Below are 18,242 nucleotides of genomic sequence, written 5' to 3'. Positions count from 1 at the left end.
GGTGCCATGAGTGAGAAGACCAGCACAGTCGAAGGACACGGCAGGGGACGCCACGCCGCGGAATCTCAAAGCACGGAATTCCACAGCGCGGAGCCGCGCAGCACGGAACCCCACAGTACAAAGGGCGCGTACGTCACCGGCGGCGAGTTCACCCGGGACACCAACTACATCGAGGACCGCATCACCCGGGACGGCACCCCCGGGCCGAACGGTGAACCAGGCTGGCCGGTGGAGCCGGGGCGCTACCGGCTGATTGCCGCGAGGGCGTGCCCGTGGGCCAACCGCACCGTCATCGTCCGCCGGCTCCTGGGACTCGAGGACGTCATCAGCCTCGGCCAGCCCGGCCCGACCCACGATGCCCGGTCCTGGACCTTTGACCTGGACGCGCACGGCAAGGACCCCGTGCTGGGCATCAAGCGGCTGCAGGAGGCCTACTTCCGCCGTTTCCCGGACTACCCGCGAGGCATCACGGTTCCTGCTGTGGTGGACACCGCCAGCGGCGCGGTGGTAACCAACAACTACCCCCAGATCACCCTGGACTTCTCCACGGAATGGACGGACTTCCACCGTCCGGGTGCGCCGCAGCTGTACCCGGAGCACCTGCGCGGGGAAATCGACAAGGTTAGCAAGCGCGTCTTCACCGAGGTCAACAACGGTGTCTACAGGTGTGGCTTCGCCGGGTCCCAGGAGGCCTACGATGCCGCCTACACCCGGCTGTGGGACGCGATGGACTGGCTCGAGGAACGGCTTACCGGCCAGAGGTACCTGGTGGGCGACTCCATCACCGAGGCGGACGTCCGCCTCTTCACCACCCTCGTGCGCTTCGATGCCGTCTACCACGGCCACTTTAAGTGCAACCGGAACAAGCTCAGCGAATTGCCGGCGCTGTGGGGTTATGCCCGGGACCTGTTCCAGACACCCGGCTTCGGCGACACCATCGACTTCGTGCAGATTAAGCAGCACTACTACATCGTGCACGAGGACATTAATCCCACGCAGATTGTCCCCGCGGGCCCGGAGCTGTCCGGGTGGCTGACCGCCCACGGCAGGGAGTCCCTGGGTGGCAGACCCTTCGGCGAAGGCACTCCGCCGGGACCGGTCAAGGCGGGCGAGGAAGTGGCCCCCGGCCACGGAGCCGGCTAGCACCGCAGGGTAGGCCCGATGAGCACCTCGAAACAGCACCAGGCAGCCGCCCGTGACCCGCTGCCGCGCAGGATCTGGCAGTCAGTGTCTACCAGGGTTGCCCGGGCCCTCGCCGCACCGCGCCTTCAGCTCGCCGCCAAGGCGGGACTGGCGGCCGGCATCGCGTTTTGGGTGGCCCCTCTCATGCCCGGTGGCGCCGCCCACTACGCGTACTACGCCCCGCTCGGCGCACTGGTGGCAATGTACGAGAACGTGTCTGGCTCCATGCGCCAGGGCTTCCAGACCCTGGTTGGCCTGGGAGCGGGCATCGGCCTGGCTTTCCTCCTCCTCAGTTTCGGGGCCACGCCCCTCACCGTGGCAGCGGTCATGGCACTGGGCGTCCTGCTCGCCGGGCTCCCGCGCCTGGGAGCGGGCCGGGACTGGATACCGACGGCGGCCCTGCTGGTGCTGCTGGTAGGCGGGCAGAATCCGGACGATTTCTCCTTCGGCTATCTGCTGCAGATGGGCGTGGGGGTGGTGGTCGGCATTGCCGTCAACCTGCTGGTGTTTCCGCCGCTGCACTTCAACGCGGCCGCCCTCAGCCTCGCTGAGCTGCGGCTGTCCCTGGCCCGCCAGCTGTCCGACATGGGCGCCGCGATGCACGAAAAATGGCCGCCCGAACACGAGGACTGGTCGCGCCGGTCCGAGGACCTGGCCCAGTCGGCCCGCTCGGTCCGGGCAGCCGTCCAGAAGGCTGACGCGAGCAGGGCGAAAAACCCGCGGCGCCGTTTCCATCCGCGTGACGTGGACAAGGACTACCGCAGCGTCCGCGACCTGGAGCAGATCACCTTCCACATCCAGGACATGACAGAGGTTCTTGCCGACGTCATCTGGAGCGAGGACATGCCTTTTACCATCCCCCTGCCCTACAGCGAACCGCTTGCGGAGGCTCTTTCCGCCGTGGGTGAGGTGCTCCGCTCGGCGGAGGAGGACGACGCCGACCGGCAGGCAGAGCTGTTCGAGGCGGCCCACGCGGCGGTGGCCTCCCTCGAGGACCGCACCGCCGCCGATGGCAACGGGGCCGGCCCGCCGGGCGCCGCAGGATCAATCCTGCTCAGCCTGCACCGCATCCTCCGGGTCGCCAACCCGAACGGCAAGTAGCCCCGCACGGCATCCCTGCCGCGCTGCAGCACACCTCGTGCTACAGCGCCGCCACCGATCCGCTGAAGTGCTTCCGGCCGGACCGCGGGCTCCAGGCCACATAGTCGGACCGCAGCCAGCCGCCGTCCCCGGCTACCGCCGTCGAAATGTCCAGCGCCACCCGTGCGGGCAGGAAAACCGGAGCCTCGAACCCCACGTCCCAGCGGAAGGAGTCGCCTTTGGCCGCGCCCACATCCGCCAGCGCCCTCGATGCCAGGTACATGCCGTGGGCGATGGACCGGCGCAGGCCCAGGGCCCGGGCGGAAAGAACACTCAGGTGGATCGGGTTGAAGTCCCCGGACACGGCAGCGTAGGCGCGGCCGGTGTCCACTCCAAGCTGCCAGAGACCGGTGGGGTCCGGAGCCGAGAAACCCTGCGGCGCGGCCGCTACCGAGGCCTTGTCGATGCCGGGCAGGAACACGCCCTTGGCGAGATAGGTGGACACTCCGCACCAGCACACAGCGCTGTCGCCGGCGGCGCGTACCTCCACCGCAATATCCACCAGGGTTCCGGCGCGGTGCGCCCGGAGCGTCTCCGCCCTGGCCACAATATCCAGCGGCTCAGTGAACCTGACCGGCCGGCGGTACTCAATCACGTTCCGCAGATGGATCATTCCCAGTAGGGGCAGCGGAAAGTCGTCACGGTTCATGACGCTCATGGCCACGGGGAACGCCAGCGCATGGAGGAACCCTGCCGGCAGCACGTCACTGGCAGTCTCCCCCAGCAGGTGCTGGTATGCGGTGAGGTTTTCGACGTCTGGACGGACGTCCCGGACCTCGTGGCTGGTGGCAGGCAGCACGGCGGCGGCATGAGAACCCAGGATCCTGCGGCGGGCCGCCGATGCCGCGGCGTTTACGTACAGCTTGGAGAGGGACGGCATCTCCCCCAGGATGAGGGGCTGGCCGCCGGTCATGCCCCCACCAGGTTTTGTCCGCACACCCTCAGCACCTCTCCGGAAATGCCTCCGGCGGAATCGCCCGCGAGGAAGGAAATGGCCTCGGCAACGTCCTCCGGCCGCCCGCCCTGCTGCAGGGAATTCAGCCGCCGGGCAATTTCCCGGGTGGCGAAGGGAATCCGTGCCGTCATCTCTGTTTCGATGAATCCGGGCGCCACGGCGTTGATCGAACCGCCGTACTGTGCCAGGAGCGGTGCGGTGGCCCGGACCATGCCCATGACCCCGCCCTTGGACGCCGCATAGTTGGTCTGTCCGCGGTTGCCGGCGATGCCGCTCGTGGAGGCAACTGAAACGATGCGCGGCGCGGAACGGAAGTGCTCGGAGGCGAGGAGGGCCTCATTGATGCGCAGCTGGGCGGCGATGTTCACATCGATAACCGAACCCCAGCGGGACTGGTCCATGTTGACCAGCAGCTTGTCCCGGGTGATGCCGGCATTGTGGACCACGATGTCGAGCCGGCCGTGGCGGTGCACGGCGTGGTCGATGATTCTGTGCCCGGCGTCGTCGCGCGTGATGTCCAGCTGCAGCGCAGTCCCGCGGATCCCGTTGGCAACATCCGCCAGGTGGTCCCCGGCCGCGGGAACGTCCACAGCCACAACGGTGGCCCCGTCACGGTGAAGTGTCCGGGCGATGGCCGCACCGATGCCGCGGGCCGAGCCGGTCACAACGGCGACCTTTCCCGCGAGCGGCGCGTCGGCGTCGTCGGGCAGGCTGCCTTCCGCGGAACTGACCCGGACGAACTGGCCGTCCACGAACGCTGCCCGGCCGGAGAGGAAGAAACGCAGCGCCCCCAGGGCCGAGGGGGCGGTGGGGCTGACGTCCTCGGCCAGGAGGATGCCGTTGCCGGTGGAGCCCGCACGCAGTTCCTTGGCCAGGGACCGGAGCAGCCCGTCCACTCCTTGCCGGGCGGCGGCGGTGGCCGGCGTTCCGCCGGGCACACGCGAGACAGTCACCACCCGCCCGCCGGGCGCAAGGTCGCGCAGTGACGGCGCTGCCGCCAGGACGGGCTGCTCCAGGTCGCCGGGGGCCTCGAGGGCATCGAGGACCAGCACGATCCCGCCGAGCCGTTCCTTGGGAACAGCGTGGCGGCGGACATCGAGTCCCCACGAAAGCAGCGCCGCCGCGGTCCCGTCGGCACCGGGTCCGACGCCACCAACCAGGACCGGTCCGTCAATCAAGGGCAGGCCGGGCCGATAGCGCCGCAGTTCGGCCGGCTGCGGCAGGCCGAGCTTCCGTGCCAGATCCCGTCCGAGGCCGTGGTTGACCAGCCGTGCGTAGGTGTCAGTCATGGATGTCCCCCGCGGTGTTTCCTTCGGAGTACGCTTCGAGCAGCCCGACGACGCCCTGGCCGCCTGCGGCGCAGACGGACACGAGTCCCAGGGCGGGGCGCCCGCCGGCATTGCCCTTCTCATGCAGCATTTTGGCAAGCGTGGCCACGATGCGTCCGCCCGTGGCAGCGAACGGGTGCCCGGCTGCCAGCGATGATCCGTTGACGTTCAGCTTGGACCGGTCGACCTTGCCGAAGGCGCCATCCAGTCCGAGGCGCTCGCGGCCGAACTTGTCGTCCTCCCAGGCGGCGAGCGTGCTCAGTACCGTCCCGGCGAAGGCTTCGTGGATCTCGAAGTAGTCGATGTCGTCCAGGGTGAGGCCGTTGCGTGCCAGCAGGCGCGGGACGGCGAACACAGGTGCCATGAGCAACCCGTCCTTGCCGTGGACGAAATCCACGGCGGCTGCCTCGCCGTCCAGGACGGTGGCGAGCTTGGGCAGGTCGTGCCCGTCCGCCCAGTCCTCCGAGGCGAGCAGCACGGTGGAGGCGCCGTCGGTCAGCGGCGTGGAGTTGCCGGCCGTCATGGTGGCTTCCGATCCGAGGTTACGGCCGAAGACCGGTTTCAGCGACGCCAGCTTTTCGGGGCTTGTGTCCGGCCTGAGGTTGGAGTCCCGGGTGAGCCCCCGGTATGGCGTGAGGAGATCGTCGAAGAACCCGGCATCGTAGGCGGCGGCCAGGTTCCGGTGGCTGTTGAGTGCGAGCTCGTCCTGCGCCTCACGGGAGATGTTCCACTGGGCTGTGGTCAGGGCCTGGTGCTCGCCCATCGACAGCCCGGTCCTGGGCTCTCCGGTGTTCGGCGCGTCCGGGGCGAGGTCCTTGGGGCGAAGGCGGGCGAGGATCTGCAGCCGCTGCGGGAGTGTCTTGGCGCGGCTGAGGTCCAGCAGCACCTCGCGGAGTCCTTCGCTGACGGCGATGGGGGCGTCCGAGGCGGAGTCCACGCCGCCCGCGATGGCGGACTCCAGCTGGCCGAGCCTGATCTTGTTGGCCAGGCCCAGCACTGTTTCCAGGCCGGTGGCGCAGGCCTGCTGCAGGTCATACGCGGGAGTTTCCGGTGACAGCGCCGAGCCCAGGACTGCTTCGCGCGTCAGGTTGAAGTCCCGGGAGTGCTTGAGGACGGCGCCCGCGGCCACTTCGCCGATGCGCTCCTCCTGTAGGCCGAAGCGTGCAATCAGGCCGTCCAGGGCTGCGGTGAGCATGTCCTGGTTGGACGATTTGGTGTACGCACCGCCCGTCCGGGCGAACGGGATCCTGTTGCCGCCGACCACCACGGCCTTCCGAACGGTTTGAGGCTGACGATCCACGGGCATGTGCTATCTCCTTTGATCCGGCTGGTTATCGATACCCAGCGTACCTGATACGCTGGGTATCGTGAACTTGATTCCTCCGGCCGCGTCACCGGACTCCCCCTCAGAAGCCGTCGACGGCCGCGCCTCGCGCTGGCAGGGGCACCGGGAAGAGCGCAGGCGTGAACTCATCAAGGCCGCCCGGCGGGCCGTGCACACGCTCGGCAGTGACGCGTCGATGGAGGACATTGCCGCCGCGGCCGGCACCTCCAAGTCGGTGTTTTACCGGTACTTCGGCGACAAAGCCGGCCTGCAGCAGGCCGTGGGGGAAGTGGTGCTGGGACAAATGCAGCAGCGCATCAGGGAGGCGGCGCAAAGCGCGCAGACGCCCCGGGAGGGTCTGTTCGCCATGGTCTCGGCCTACCTCCAGATGGCTGAAACCAGCCCCAACGTCTACACGTTTGTGACCCGGTACTCCGCTGCGGAGTCCGACGGCGGTCCCACCTCGATCACGACGGCCGGCGCCCTGGGCCACTTTTTTGACGCCATCGCGGCCATGATCGCAGCGCCCATGCGGGCCCACCTCGGTGAAGGCAGGGAGTCCGTCATCGGCTACTGGCCCAATGCCGCCATCGGCCTGGTCCGCAACGCCGGCGAGCAGTGGCTGGCCAGTCCGGACTCCCCCGGCAAGCCGGACCACGAAACCATGGCACGCCAGATCACCGACTGGCTGTGCGTCGGCATCGCGCCGGAACTCAACGACATCCAATAGAACCTGTCAATACCAGCAAAGGATTCGACATGACTGAAGTAGCGGACCGCCCGGGCACAACAACCCCGGCAGCAGCCGCCGGGACGGCGGGCCCGTTGCCCGCCGTCGACGTCGCCGCCCTGGGTGAGCTGCTCCTGGGAAAGTGGGCAGATGTCCGCCGGCAGGCGCGTGACCTGGCCGCACGCGAGGAGCTCCACAAGAGGGAAGGCCTCACGCACACGGAGCACCGGGCGCGCGCCCTCGGACAGCTGAAGCACCTTGTGGACAGTGGCGCCGTCCACCGCGCCTTCCCGGCCGCCTTCGGCGGGTCCGACGACCACGGCGGCAACATCGCCGGCTTTGAGGAACTGGTCACCGCAGACCCGTCCCTGCAGATCAAAGCCGGCGTGCAGTGGGGCCTGTTCGGCTCGGCCGTGATGCACCTGGGTACGGCGGAACACCACGAGAAGTGGCTGCCGGGCATCATGAACCTGGATATCCCGGGCTGCTTCGCCATGACCGAGACGGGGCACGGTTCGGACGTCGCCAGCATCGCCACCACGGCAACCTACGATCCTGACGCACAGGAGTTCGTGATCCACACCCCGTTCCGCGCCGCCTGGAAGGACTACATCGGCAACGCGGCCAATGACGGGCTCGGGGCCGTGGTGTTCGCCCAGCTGGTGACGCGCGGAGTCAACCACGGCGTGCACGCGTTCTATGTGGACCTGCGTGACCCCATCACCAAGGCATTCCTGCCGGGGATCGGTGGCGAGGACGACGGCGTGAAGGGCGGACTCAACGGCATCGACAACGGCCGGCTGCACTTCGACCATGTCCGGGTACCGCGCACCAACCTGCTCAACCGCTACGGCGACGTCGATGCCGGGGGCAACTACACCTCGCCCATCGCGAGCCCCGGACGGCGGTTCTTCACCATGCTCGGCACGCTGGTGCAGGGCCGCGTGAGCCTGGACGGTGCCGCCGTCGCAGCGTCCAAGATCGCACTGAAAACGGCCATCACCTACGCAACCGAACGCCGGCAGTTCAACGCCTCCTCACCCGTCGAGGAGGAGGTCCTGCTGGACTACCAGCGGCACCAGCGCCGGCTCTTCACCCGGCTGGCCACCACGTACGCCGCGGGCTTCGCCCATGACCAGCTTCTCGAAAAGCTGGACGATGTCTTTTCCGGCGCCCACGATTCCGACGAGGACCGCCAGGACCTGGAAACCCTGGCCGCGGCGCTGAAGCCGCTAAGCACCTGGCACGCACTGGATACCCTGCAGGAATGCCGCGAAGCCTGCGGCGGAGCCGGGTTCCTCATCGAGAACCGCTTCGCCTCGCTCCGGGCCGACCTCGACGTCTATGTCACCTTCGAAGGCGACAACACCGTCCTGCTGCAGCTCGTGGCCAAGCGGTTGCTGGCTGACTATGCCAAGGAATTCCGCAGCGCCACGTTCGGGGTGCTGGCCCGGTACGTGGTCAACCAGGCCGCCGGTACCGCTGTCCACCGTACGGGTCTTCGCCAGGTGGCTCAGTTCGTGGCTGACAACGGCTCCGTCCAGAAGGCCGCCATTGCCCTCCGCGACGAGGAAAGCCAGCGCGCGCTGCTCACGGACCGGGTCCAGACGATGGTAGCCGAAGCAGCCGCAGCCCTCAGGGGCGCCAACCGGCTGCCCCAGCGCGAAGCGTCCGCCCTGTTCAACCAGCACCAGGACGAACTCATCGACGCCGCCCGGGCGCACGCCGAACTCCTGCAGTGGGAGGCCTTCACCGAGGCGCTGGGCGGGGTCACCGACCCGGGAACCCGGACCGTGCTGACCTGGCTCCGCGACCTGTTCGGGCTGTCACTCATCGAGAACAACCTCTCGTGGTACCTGATGAACGGCAGGCTCTCGATGCAGCGCGCACGGACCGTGGGCGGATACATCAACCGCCTCCTGGTCAAACTGCGTCCCCATGCACTGGACCTCGTGGACGCCTTCGGCTACGGCCCGGCCCACCTCCGCGCGGCCATCGCCACCGGCGCTGAAAAGGTCCGCCAGGACGAGGCGCGGGATTACTACCGGGTGCAGCGTGCCAGCGGAACAGCCCCCGTGCCGGAGAAATCACTTCCGCGAGCCTGACCAGCGACTTACCAGCACAAATGCCCGACGGCGGGGACCTACGTTAGGAGGTCCCCGCCGTCGGGCGTTGTATTAGGTAACGCTAGCTGAGGACGGAACGGTAGACGTCCAGCGTGGTCTGGGTGATCGACTCCCAGGAGAAGTGTTCCTCGGCACGCTTGCGGCCCGCCTGGCCCATGGCACGGGCACGGTCCGGGTCCGACACGACCTCGGTCAGGGCCGCGGCGAACTCGCTGACAAACTTCTCCGGATCCAGCGGCGTGCCGGTACCGTCGGTCACCTGCTCGAGCTCCACCAGCAGGCCGGTCTCGCCGTGGCTGACCACCTCGGGGATGCCTCCGGTTGCGCTGGCCACCACGGCGGCGCCGCAGGCCATCGCTTCGAGGTTGACGATGCCGAGCGGTTCGTAGATGGAGGGGCAGGCGAAAGCGGTGGCGTGGCTCAGGACCTGGATCAGCTCGTTGCGGGGAAGCATGCGTTCGATCAGCACCACGCCGCTGCGCTGGCTCTGCAGCTCCTCGATCAGCCGGGCGGTCTCCGCTGCGAGTTCCGGCGTGTCCGCCGCGCCGAGGCAGAGGACCAGCTGGACGTCGGCGGGGAGCTTGGCGGCGGCCCGCAGGAGGTACGGGACACCCTTCTGCCGGGTGTTGCGGCCAACGAACACCACGCTGGGCCGGCCGGGGTCGATGCCCAGGGTGCGGATGACGTCATCGTTTTCGTCGCGGTTCCACAGGCTGACGTCGATGCCGTTGTGCACCACCTTGACCTTGGCCGGGTCCACCTCGGGGTAGCTGCGCAGGATGTCCTGGCGCATGCCCTCGGACACGGCGATGATGGCAGCTGCCGCCTCATACGCGGTTTTCTCGACCCACGAGGACAGCGCGTAGCCGCCGCCCAGCTGCTCGGCCTTCCAAGGACGCAGCGGTTCAAGGCTGTGGGCGCTGAGCACGTGCGGGATGCCGTGCAGCAGCGACGCCAGGTGGCCCGCCATATTGGCGTACCACGTGTGCGAATGCACCAGGTCCGCGCCCGCGATGTCCGGGACGATGCGCAGGTCCACGCCCAACGTCTGCACGGCGGCGTTCGCTGCGCCCAGGTCCTCGGGCACCGAGTAGGAGGTCACGGAGGCGCCATGATAGTCGGCGTCCCGGGGCGCGCCAAAGGCACGCACCTGAAGGTCGACATGCTTGGCCAGGACCCGGCTCAGCTCGGCAACGTGGACGCCCGCGCCGCCATAGATTTCCGGCGGAAATTCTTTAGTCACAATGTCTATTCGCACGTTACCCAAGGTAGTCGTTACGGTGGAACTGTTCTAGTGTGAAGAAAGTCCGGACAAACCGGATTTTTTGGGGAGTTACGAAGGCGTACAGGAGCGACCATGCCGTTAACAAAGAAAGTCCTGGCCATTGTCCTTGCAGGGGGCGAGGGAAACCGTCTTATGCCGCTGACGGCAGACCGGGCGAAACCTGGCGTGCCTTTTGCCGGCAGTTACCGCCTCATCGACTTCGCGCTGTCCAACCTCGTCAACTCCCGGTACCTGCAGATCGTGGTCCTGACGCAGTACAAGTCCCACAGCCTTGACCGGCACATCTCCGAGACGTGGCGGATGTCCACGCAGCTGGGCAACTACGTGGCCTCCGTCCCGGCCCAGCAGCGCGTCGGCAAAAGCTGGTTCCTCGGCAGCGCCAACGCCATCTACCAGTCCCTGAACCTGATCCGCGACGCCAATCCCGACATCGTCGTCGTGGTCGGTGCCGACCACGTTTACCGCATGGACTTCGCCCAGATGGTCGAGCAGCACGTCCTGAGCGGCGCGAAGGCCACCGTGGCCGCCGTCCGCCAGCCACTGAACATGGCCAACCAGTTCGGCGTCATCGAAGTTGACCCCGAAGACTCCCAGAAGATCGCCGCGTTCGTGGAGAAGCCCGCCTCCACCCCCGGACTGGCAGCAGACCCCACCCAGTTCCTGGCCTCCATGGGCAACTATGTCTTTGACGCCGACGCCCTGGTGGATGCCCTTCACGTTGATGCGGAACGGCTGGACACCAAGCACGACATGGGCGGGGACATCATCCCCTACTTCGTCAACCAGGGGCAGGCCGGCGTGTACGACTTCACCCTCAACGACATTCCCGGTTCCACCGAACGGGACCGGACATACTGGCGCGACGTAGGCACCATCGACTCCTTCTACGAAGCCCACATGGACCTGATCTCGCCGCTGCCGGTGTTCAACCTGTACAACTCCGAGTGGCCCATCTACACCCGCCAGAGCATTTCCCCGCCGGCCAAGTTCGTGCGCGGCGACAACAACACCGTGGGAACGGCCCTTGATTCCATCGTCGCCAGCGGCGTGGTCATCTCCGGCGGCATCGTGGAAGGCTCCGTGCTGTCCAACGACGTCTACGTCGGCTCGGCCAGCCGCGTCATCGATTCAGTACTCATGGACAAGGTGCAGATCGGCGAAGGCGCCGTGGTGCGCCGGGCCATCATCGACAAGAACGTCAAGGTGCCCGCCGGTGCGGCCATCGGCCTGGATGCGGAACTGGACCGCTCCCGCGGCTTCAAGGTGACCGACTCGGGAATCACTGTGCTCTCCAAGGGCCAGGCCGTTCCTGAGCCGGGCGACGAGGAGCGGGCGCTGTCCGCCGCGAACCTGCACCTGGTCCCCGACGCCGTAAAGGCCGCCACCGAGAACTGGCCCGAGGTCCGCAACTCGGTGGAACAGGTGGGCAAGGTCCAGGCGGCCTCCGTCGGCGTGGACTCCCCGCCGCACCAGGCCGTCCGTTCCTGATCCCCTGTTGAAGTAATCCCGGTTCAACAATTTCCCTGAGGCAGGTCTGACGCTCCACAGGCTGTAAAATCAGATCAATGAGCTCCGCCGATCTGACGCCTGAAGAGATTCAGGCCTGCCTCAAGGTTTTGAACACCATCCACGTCTACGACGAGGAACACCCCGACTACGTCTCGGTGCGCCGCGCCACCGGCAAGATGTTCAAGGCCGTGAAGCGGCACCGGCGGGTGACCAAGCGCGACCTGATCGCCGAAGCGGACCGCGCCGTGCTTGCGCAGACCGCCACCGCCGCGCCGGACCGGATCGACGACGAGACGCGCGGCAACAAGCTTGCCCCGTCCGCCACGGGACAGGTCGCCGGCCACCTCATCAGGTCCCGGCCCTGCTACATCTGCAAGCAGCACTACACGCAGGTGGACGCCTTTTACCACCAGCTGTGCCCCGAGTGCGCGGCGTTCAGCCATTCCAAGCGCGATGCCCGCACCGACCTCACCGGCCGGCGTGCCCTGCTGACCGGCGGCCGCGCCAAGATCGGCATGTACATCGCCCTGCGGCTGCTGCGCGACGGCGCACACACCACCATCACCACGCGTTTCCCCAAGGACGCCGCGCGCCGCTTCGCCGCCATGGAGGACAGCGGGGAATGGCTGCACCGGCTGAAGATCGTGGGCATCGACCTCCGCGACCCGTCGCAGGTCATGGCTCTCACCGATAACCTCAATGCCGCGGGGCCGCTGGATATCATCATCAATAACGCAGCCCAGACGGTGCGCCGCTCCGGCAATGCCTACAAGCCGCTCGTGGACGCAGAGGACGAGCCCCTGCCCGCCGCCCTGGAGGTGGCCAACGGCGGCCCGGAACTGGTCACCTTCGGCCACGCCCACGACAAGCACCCGCTCGCGATTGCCAGTAGCGTCACCGAACATCCGGTCCTGGCCGGCGACGCCGTCACGTCCCTTGCCCTGTCCACCGGTTCGGCATCACTGGAGCGGATCGCGGCCGGAACGGCCATCGACGCCGGTGGCCTGGTCCCGGACCTGGCCACCATCAACAGCTGGACGCAGGTGGTGGACGAGGTGGACCCGCTGGAGATGCTCGAGGTCCAGCTGTGCAACGTCACCGCGCCGTTCCTGCTGGTCAGCCGGCTGCGGGACGCCATGAAGCGCTCAACGGCGCACCGCAAGTACATCGTCAACGTCTCCGCCATGGAGGGCCAGTTCTCCCGCGCGTACAAGGGACCCGGCCACCCGCACACCAACATGGCCAAGGCGGCCCTGAACATGATGACCCGGACCAGCGCCCAGGAGATGTTGGAAACCGACGGGATCCTCATGACCGCCGTCGATACCGGCTGGATCACCGACGAACGCCCGCACTTCACCAAGGTCCGGCTGATGGAGGAAGGCTTCCACGCTCCCCTGGACCTGGTGGACGGTGCGGCCCGGGTCTACGACCCCATCGTCATGGGTGAAAAGGGCGAGGACCAGTACGGTGTGTTCCTGAAGGACTACAAGGCCAGCCCCTGGTAGACCGCCGCCGTCTTCTGTCGGGGCCGCGGTCCGGCTAGCCGGCTGCGCTCTGGCGGGACCTGTGGCTCCAGCGTAGGCTCTGGTCCATGACGAACGTGCAGCCCGCCGACGCATCCCACGAGTCCGTTGAACACCTGGATTCCAGCCAGTGCTGGGACCTGCTGAGGCAGGTTTCCGTGGGTCGCCTCGCCGTGTGGGTGGACGACCATCCGGATATCTTCCCGCTCAACTACACCGTGGACCACGGAACACTGGTGTTCCGCACAGGCGAGGGCACCAAACTTGGTGGCGCCCTCGGGGAATCCGCCGTGGCACTGGAAGCCGACGGCGTGGATGCGACTTCCGGGTTGGCCTGGAGCGTGGTGGTCAAAGGGAAGGCTGCCGCCCTCAAGAGCACCGAGGAGATCCTCGATTCCGCCTCGCTCTACCTTTTTCCATGGCAGGCAGGGCAGAAGGACAACTTCATCCGCATCACGCCGGACTCGATCACCGGCAGGCGGTTCAAGGTCACCGCGCCGCTGACCTGGTGGACCCAGCTCAGCGGCGCGGTTAAGACCTCGGCGGAGTGAAGCTTCCGCTGGAGCCTAGGCCAGCCGGGTGATCTCCACGCTCACGCTCAGGTTCGAGCCGCCGCCACCGGAGAGGATGCCCTTCAGCGGTGGCACGTCCCGGTAGTCGCGGCCGCGCGCCACCGTCACATGGAAGTCGCCGGCCGGCTTGTGGTTGGTCGGGTCCCAGCTGCGCCATTCGCCGTCCCACCACTCCAGCCACGCATGCGACTGGCCGGCCACCGCCTCGCCGATGTCCGCCGTCGACCGCGGGTGCAGGTAACCGGAGACGTACCGGGCCGGGATGCCGCAGCTGCGCAGGGAACCAATGGCGAGGTGGGCCAGGTCCTGGCACACGCCCTGGCGCTGGGTCCAGGCTTCCTCGGCGTTGGTGGTGACGCCGGTGGTGCCCTTCATGTAGGTCATCTCGCCGCGCATCCAGGCGAAGATGGCCATGGCGGCCTCGTGCGGGTTCTTGCCCTCGACCACACCGGGGATGATGCCGAGGACCTCCTCCCCCGGACCGGTGAGCTGTGACTGCGGCACCCAGTCGCTGAACTGGTTGAGTATCTCGGGTGAAGCGAGCTCGTCCCAGCCCACAATGTCGGCCTCCGAGGGGACACGTATGGCCCGGTGGACCTCCACTGTGGTGGTGGCAAGGACTTCCAGGTGCTCGTGCGGCATCTGCATGTCGAACGCCGTGACCCGGGTGCCCCAGTAGTCGCGGTAGCTGCTGACGGCAGCCTGCGATGGCGTGACCTTCATGGAGGACTCCAGCACCACCTGCTGCGGGTCCGTCAGCGGCGTCATGCGTGCCTCGTTGTAGGACAGCGTGACCCTCTTGTTGTACTTGTAGCCGGTCCTGTGAACGATGCTCAGCCGGGTCATGAAACTTCTCCCACCCAGGCCAGTTCGTCCGCCTGATTGAAGTACTTACGGGAAATGGCGTCGGAGGCCTGGGACACGGCCTTCTGCACGCGCTCCATGTGCTCCGGCAGCTCGGACATGAGGTCGTCCGTGCGGTGGAACTCAAGGAAGGTGCGGGCCTGGCCCACGATCCGGCGGGCGTCGTTGATGAAGCCGACGCGCTGGGCCGAGGGGTCCAGCTTCGCCAGGCACTCGTCGGCGTCGCGCAGGGCGTAGACGATGGAGCGCGGGAACAGCCGGTCCAGCAGGAGGAACTCGGCCGCGTGCTGGTCGCCGAACGCGGCCCGGCGGGTCCGCAGGAAGGACTCGTAGGCGCCGGCGCAGCGGAGCATGTTCACCCAGGACATGCCAGCGGAGAGGACGTCCCTCGTGGACAGCATCCGGGCGGTCATGTCGGCCCGCTCCAGCGAGCGGCCCAGCGCCAGGAAGAGCCAGCTGTCATCGTGGCTGACCGTGGTGTCGGCCAGGCCGCTGACCATGGCTGTACGCTCGAGCACCCAGTGGCAGAAGCGGTAGGTGCCCACGACGTCCTTGCGGTGCTGGTTCAGCCCGTAGTAGGTGGTGTTCAGGCTCTCCCAGAGACCGGACGAGACCGTTTCGCGGGCACGCCTGGCGTTCTCGCGGGCGGCGCCGAGGGAGCCTGCAATCGAGGTGGCGCTCTGCTTGTCGTAGGCGAGGGCGTGGAGGAGTTCCTCCAGCCCGAAGTCCTCGCTCTGCGGGCGTGCCCCCATGACGCCGAGCAGCTCGCGGGCAACGCTGCGCCGCTCCTCGGTGGGCAGGTGGTTCAGGCGCTCCAGGTGGACATCGAGGATGCGGGCCGTGCCGTCGGCACGTTCAACGTAGCGGCCGATCCAGAACAGGGATTCGGCAATTCGGCTAAGCATTCGCGGGTACCTCCTGCGCGTCAGAAATCTGCTGCTGCTGCTGTTCCGACTGCCGGTCGCGCCAGTTGCTCTCGACCGGCCACACGGAGACCCGCTCGCGGACGGTGACGGACTGCTGCGGCAGCCGCTCCACCGGCACCTGCGGTGAACCGGCCAGCACCCAGGTGTCCTTCGACCCGCCGCCCTGGCTGGAATTCACGATCAGTGACCCTTCCTTGAGGGCCACCCGGGTAAGGCCGCCGGGCAGCACCCAGACGTCGTCGCCGTCGTTGACCGCGAACGGCCGGAGGTCGACGTGCCGGGGGCCGAACTTGTCGCCGCTGAGCGTCGGCACGGTGGACAGCTGCAGCACAGGCTGCGCGATCCAGCCGCGGGGGTCGGCGATGATGCGCTTGCGCAGTGCCTCGAGTTCGTCCTTGGATGCGTCCGGGCCGATCACCAGGCCCTTGCCGCCGGAGCCGTCCACGGGCTTGACCACGAGTTCGTCCAGCCGGTCCAGGACGTGCTCGCGGGCTTCCTTCTCCTCCAGCCGGAAGGTGTCCACGTTGGCGATCACCGGTTCCTCGCCGAGGTAATAGCGGATCAGGTCCGGAACGTAGCTGTAGACCAGTTTGTCGTCCGCCACGCCGTTGCCCACCGCGTTGGCGATGGTGACGCCGCCGGCGCGGGCGGCATTGACCAGGCCGGGGCAGCCGAGCATGGAGTCGGCGCGGAACTGCAGGGGGTCGAGGAAATCGTCGTCGATGCGCTTGTAGATGACGTCCACGCGCTGCTCACCGGCGGTGGTGCGCATGTACACCCGGTTGCCGCGGCAGATAAGGTCGCGGCCCTCCACGAGCTCCACGCCCATCAGGCCTGCCAGCAGGGTGTGCTCGAAGTACGCGCTGTTGAAAACACCCGGGGTCAGCACCACCACGGTGGGGTCGTCCACGCCCGACGGCGCCGTCTTACGAAGGGCGGACAGCAGCCTGCGCGGGTACTCCTCCACGGGCCGGATGAGCTGCTGGCCGAAGGCCTCCGGCAGTCCCTTGGCCATGGCCCGCCGGTTCTCCAGCACGTAGCTCACGCCGGAGGGCACACGCACGTTGTCCTCCAGGACCCGGAACGTTCCGGCGGCGTCCCGCACCACGTCGATGCCGGAGATGTGCACGCGCACCCCGCCGGCAGGTTCGAAGCCGTGCACGGCGCGGTGGAAGTGCGCGCTGGTGGTGACCAGCTGCCGCGGGATCACGCCGTCGGACACCACGGTCATCTTGTCGTAGACGTCGTTCAGGAACGCCTCAAGGGCGCGGACCCGCTGGGCCACGCCGCGTTCCAGCACGTCCCATTCGCGGGCAGGGATGACGCGCGGCACGATGTCCAGCGGGAAGGGGCGCTCCTCCCCCGCGAAGTCAAAGGTCACGCCGCGGTCCAGGAACGTCCTCGCCATCGAGTCCGCCCGGGCGCTGACGTCTGCCAGGGACAGCTCCCGCAGGGCGCCCGCAACCTGGCCATACGACTGGCGTGCCTTCTGCCCTGGGGCAAACATCTCGTCGTAGGCGCCGGTGCGGCCGGCAGCCTCGGAGTAATCCTGGAATAGGTCAGACATGGTCATTAGCCAACCACCTTTTTGTTGCGAATTCATTTCCCGTCCCGCCCTGGCGTGTTGGCGGGCTTCCGGTTGGTCTTTGGCGGCGGCGTCCGGCAAGGTTGGGAGGTGCCAGACTTCCGACTCCCGCCGCCGCTGCTAGCGCAGTTGCGCGGGATGACGCATCAGAACTTTACCCGGATTCTGCCCGGCCTGCTGACCGCCGTCGTCGCCCTGGCTTTCGCGTTTGCCATTCATGGCGCCGTGCCCGCGCTTCCGGCCATGACCCTGGCCGTGGTCCTGGGCCTGCTTGCAGCCAACCTTCCCGGCACGGCCGTGTGGACGGCCGGCCGCGCCCGGCCGGGGCTGGACTTCGCCGGCAAGCACCTGATGCGCGGCGGCATCGTGCTCCTGGGACTGAAGGTGAGCCTCTCCGACGTGCTGGGCCTCGGCTGGCTGGCCCTCCTGCTCATCACGGCGGTGGTGGTGGCCAGCTTCGCGGGCACCTACGGAATTTCCCGGCTGTTCCGGCTTCCCGCCGACACTGCGCTGCTGATCGCCACCGGCTTTTCCATCTGCGGTGCCTCGGCGATCGGCGCGATGGCCGCGGTCCGGCGCATCAGCCACCGGGACACGGTCCTGCCGGTGGCGCTCGTGACGCTGTGCGGGACGCTGGCCATCGGCGTGCTCCCGCTGCTGGTCCATCCGCTGCACCTCAGCACCGAGGCCTTCGGTGCGTGGACCGGTGCATCCGTCCACGACGTGGGGCAGGTCGTGGCCACAGCGCAAACCGCCGGTCCGGCGGCACTGGCCCTCGCCGTCGTCGTCAAACTCACCCGGGTGATCCTCCTGGCGCCGATGGTGGCCATGGCCGGGGCGGAGCAGAGGATCCGGCACCGCCGGGAGGCAGACAGCCTGGATGGCGGCCACGCCGCGGGCAAGCCTCCGCTTGTTCCGCTGTTCGTCATTGGATTCATCGTGATGGTGGCGCTGCGCTCCAGCGGCTGGCTCTCCACCGGCTGGCTTGAGGCGGCGGCCGGGCTGCAGGACGTGCTGCTGGGCGCAGCCTTGTTTGGCCTCGGATCGGCGGTGCGCATCCGCACCCTGCTGCACACCGGGGCGCGCGCCGTCCTGGCCGCCCTCGCGGCCTGGCTGCTGATCGCGGTCCTCGGCCTGGCAGCCGCGCTGCTGATGGTCCAATAGCGCACGCGATTCAATATCCCCCGTGG

General features: G+C 67.8%; 15 protein-coding genes. 8 read left to right on the top strand and 7 right to left on the bottom strand.

The annotated features are described in order from the left end of the window. The first annotated feature begins 6 nt into the window (after positions 1-6). Both AC57BR_RS00670 and AC57BR_RS00665 read left to right on the top strand, forming a co-directional pair. The gene (locus tag AC57BR_RS00670) at positions 7-1,143 is read left to right on the top strand and encodes a glutathione S-transferase family protein (protein ID WP_496357871.1); all 1,137 of its coding nucleotides are present in this window, start codon (positions 7-9) and stop codon (positions 1,141-1,143) included. 18 nt (positions 1,144-1,161) lie between these two features. Continuing rightward, positions 1,162-2,283 (top strand): FUSC family protein, encoded by a 1,122-nt coding sequence (locus AC57BR_RS00665; RefSeq protein WP_496357870.1) that lies wholly within the window; start codon positions 1,162-1,164, stop codon positions 2,281-2,283. A gap of 40 nt (positions 2,284-2,323) precedes the next feature. Here AC57BR_RS00665 and AC57BR_RS00660 read toward each other — a convergent pair whose 3' ends face one another. Genes AC57BR_RS00660 through AC57BR_RS00650 form a run of 3 tightly spaced genes read right to left on the bottom strand, consistent with a single transcriptional unit; the run spans position 2,324 to position 5,911 of the window. Beyond that, positions 2,324-3,235: a MaoC/PaaZ C-terminal domain-containing protein gene (locus AC57BR_RS00660; RefSeq protein ID WP_496357869.1), complete on the bottom strand. Its 912-nt coding sequence runs from the start codon at positions 3,233-3,235 to the stop codon at positions 2,324-2,326. After that, positions 3,232-4,566 (bottom strand): 3-oxoacyl-ACP reductase, encoded by a 1,335-nt coding sequence (locus AC57BR_RS00655; RefSeq protein WP_496357868.1) that lies wholly within the window; start codon positions 4,564-4,566, stop codon positions 3,232-3,234. Before AC57BR_RS00655 ends, AC57BR_RS00660 begins: the two co-directional genes overlap by 4 nt. Next, a complete protein-coding gene (locus AC57BR_RS00650; RefSeq protein WP_496357867.1) occupies positions 4,559-5,911 on the bottom strand; it encodes an acetyl-CoA C-acetyltransferase in 1,353 nt (450 codons plus the stop codon). The genes AC57BR_RS00655 and AC57BR_RS00650 overlap by 8 nt, the downstream gene beginning before the upstream one ends. A gap of 61 nt (positions 5,912-5,972) precedes the next feature. On the opposite strand from AC57BR_RS00650, the gene AC57BR_RS00645 reads away from it, so the two are divergent. Beyond that, positions 5,973-6,659 carry a TetR/AcrR family transcriptional regulator gene (locus AC57BR_RS00645; RefSeq protein WP_496357866.1) on the top strand — a complete coding sequence of 229 codons (687 nt, stop codon included), beginning with the start codon at positions 5,973-5,975 and terminating at the stop codon, positions 6,657-6,659. A 29-nt stretch (positions 6,660-6,688) separates the two neighbouring features. Next, the gene (locus AC57BR_RS00640; protein ID WP_496357865.1) at positions 6,689-8,764 is read left to right on the top strand and encodes an acyl-CoA dehydrogenase family protein; all 2,076 of its coding nucleotides are present in this window, start codon (positions 6,689-6,691) and stop codon (positions 8,762-8,764) included. An 82-nt stretch (positions 8,765-8,846) separates the two neighbouring features. Here AC57BR_RS00640 and glgA read toward each other — a convergent pair whose 3' ends face one another. Beyond that, entirely contained in the window at positions 8,847-10,043 is a 1,197-nt protein-coding gene (glgA, locus tag AC57BR_RS00635) for a glycogen synthase (protein WP_496357864.1), read from the bottom strand. Between the two features lie 99 nt (positions 10,044-10,142). On the opposite strand from glgA, the gene glgC reads away from it, so the two are divergent. The 3 genes from glgC to AC57BR_RS00620 all read left to right on the top strand — a co-directional run bounded on the left by glgC (position 10,143) and on the right by AC57BR_RS00620 (position 13,656). After that, positions 10,143-11,558 carry a glucose-1-phosphate adenylyltransferase gene (gene glgC / locus AC57BR_RS00630; RefSeq protein ID WP_496357863.1) on the top strand — a complete coding sequence of 472 codons (1,416 nt, stop codon included), beginning with the start codon at positions 10,143-10,145 and terminating at the stop codon, positions 11,556-11,558. A 77-nt stretch (positions 11,559-11,635) separates the two neighbouring features. Continuing rightward, positions 11,636-13,087, top strand: coding sequence for an SDR family NAD(P)-dependent oxidoreductase (locus AC57BR_RS00625; RefSeq protein WP_496357862.1), 1,452 nt, complete (start codon positions 11,636-11,638; stop codon positions 13,085-13,087). Between the two features lie 86 nt (positions 13,088-13,173). After that, positions 13,174-13,656 (top strand): pyridoxamine 5'-phosphate oxidase family protein, encoded by a 483-nt coding sequence (locus AC57BR_RS00620; protein WP_496357861.1) that lies wholly within the window; start codon positions 13,174-13,176, stop codon positions 13,654-13,656. Between the two features lie 15 nt (positions 13,657-13,671). Here AC57BR_RS00620 and AC57BR_RS00615 read toward each other — a convergent pair whose 3' ends face one another. The 3 genes from AC57BR_RS00615 to AC57BR_RS00605 are packed head-to-tail and all read right to left on the bottom strand — an operon-like array spanning position 13,672 to position 17,034. Further along, a complete protein-coding gene (locus tag AC57BR_RS00615; protein WP_496357860.1) occupies positions 13,672-14,523 on the bottom strand; it encodes a transglutaminase family protein in 852 nt (283 codons plus the stop codon). Beyond that, positions 14,520-15,446: an alpha-E domain-containing protein gene (locus AC57BR_RS00610; protein WP_496357859.1), complete on the bottom strand. Its 927-nt coding sequence runs from the start codon at positions 15,444-15,446 to the stop codon at positions 14,520-14,522. The genes AC57BR_RS00615 and AC57BR_RS00610 overlap by 4 nt, the downstream gene beginning before the upstream one ends. Continuing rightward, positions 15,439-17,034 carry a circularly permuted type 2 ATP-grasp protein gene (locus AC57BR_RS00605; protein WP_496357932.1) on the bottom strand — a complete coding sequence of 532 codons (1,596 nt, stop codon included), beginning with the start codon at positions 17,032-17,034 and terminating at the stop codon, positions 15,439-15,441. The genes AC57BR_RS00610 and AC57BR_RS00605 overlap by 8 nt, the downstream gene beginning before the upstream one ends. A 156-nt stretch (positions 17,035-17,190) precedes the next feature. On the opposite strand from AC57BR_RS00605, the gene AC57BR_RS00600 reads away from it, so the two are divergent. Further along, a complete protein-coding gene (locus tag AC57BR_RS00600; protein ID WP_496357858.1) occupies positions 17,191-18,216 on the top strand; it encodes a YeiH family protein in 1,026 nt (341 codons plus the stop codon). Positions 18,217-18,242: the final 26 nt, after the last annotated feature.

It is taken from the genome of Arthrobacter sp. BGA-UO-ETr-C19, assembly GCF_059568005.1.
This window is presented reverse-complemented; position numbering and strand designations above follow the sequence as displayed.

Bases quoted from the DNA above. Each gene is read 5' to 3' on its own strand.
- AC57BR_RS00670 (WP_496357871.1), top strand. From the start codon at position 7: ATGAGTGAGAAGACCAGCACAGTCGAAGGACACGGCAGGGGACGCCAC.
- AC57BR_RS00665 (WP_496357870.1), top strand. From the start codon at position 1,162: ATGAGCACCTCGAAACAGCACCAGGCAGCCGCCCGTGACCCGCTGCCG.
- AC57BR_RS00660 (WP_496357869.1), bottom strand. From the start codon at position 3,235: ATGACCGGCGGCCAGCCCCTCATCCTGGGGGAGATGCCGTCCCTCTCC.
- AC57BR_RS00655 (WP_496357868.1), bottom strand. From the start codon at position 4,566: ATGACTGACACCTACGCACGGCTGGTCAACCACGGCCTCGGACGGGAT.
- AC57BR_RS00650 (WP_496357867.1), bottom strand. From the start codon at position 5,911: ATGCCCGTGGATCGTCAGCCTCAAACCGTTCGGAAGGCCGTGGTGGTC.
- AC57BR_RS00640 (WP_496357865.1), top strand. From the start codon at position 6,689: ATGACTGAAGTAGCGGACCGCCCGGGCACAACAACCCCGGCAGCAGCC.
- glgC (WP_496357863.1), top strand. From the start codon at position 10,143: ATGCCGTTAACAAAGAAAGTCCTGGCCATTGTCCTTGCAGGGGGCGAG.
- AC57BR_RS00625 (WP_496357862.1), top strand. From the start codon at position 11,636: ATGAGCTCCGCCGATCTGACGCCTGAAGAGATTCAGGCCTGCCTCAAG.
- AC57BR_RS00620 (WP_496357861.1), top strand. From the start codon at position 13,174: ATGACGAACGTGCAGCCCGCCGACGCATCCCACGAGTCCGTTGAACAC.
- AC57BR_RS00615 (WP_496357860.1), bottom strand. From the start codon at position 14,523: ATGACCCGGCTGAGCATCGTTCACAGGACCGGCTACAAGTACAACAAG.
- AC57BR_RS00610 (WP_496357859.1), bottom strand. From the start codon at position 15,446: ATGCTTAGCCGAATTGCCGAATCCCTGTTCTGGATCGGCCGCTACGTT.
- AC57BR_RS00605 (WP_496357932.1), bottom strand. From the start codon at position 17,034: ATGTCTGACCTATTCCAGGATTACTCCGAGGCTGCCGGCCGCACCGGC.
- AC57BR_RS00600 (WP_496357858.1), top strand. From the start codon at position 17,191: ATGACGCATCAGAACTTTACCCGGATTCTGCCCGGCCTGCTGACCGCC.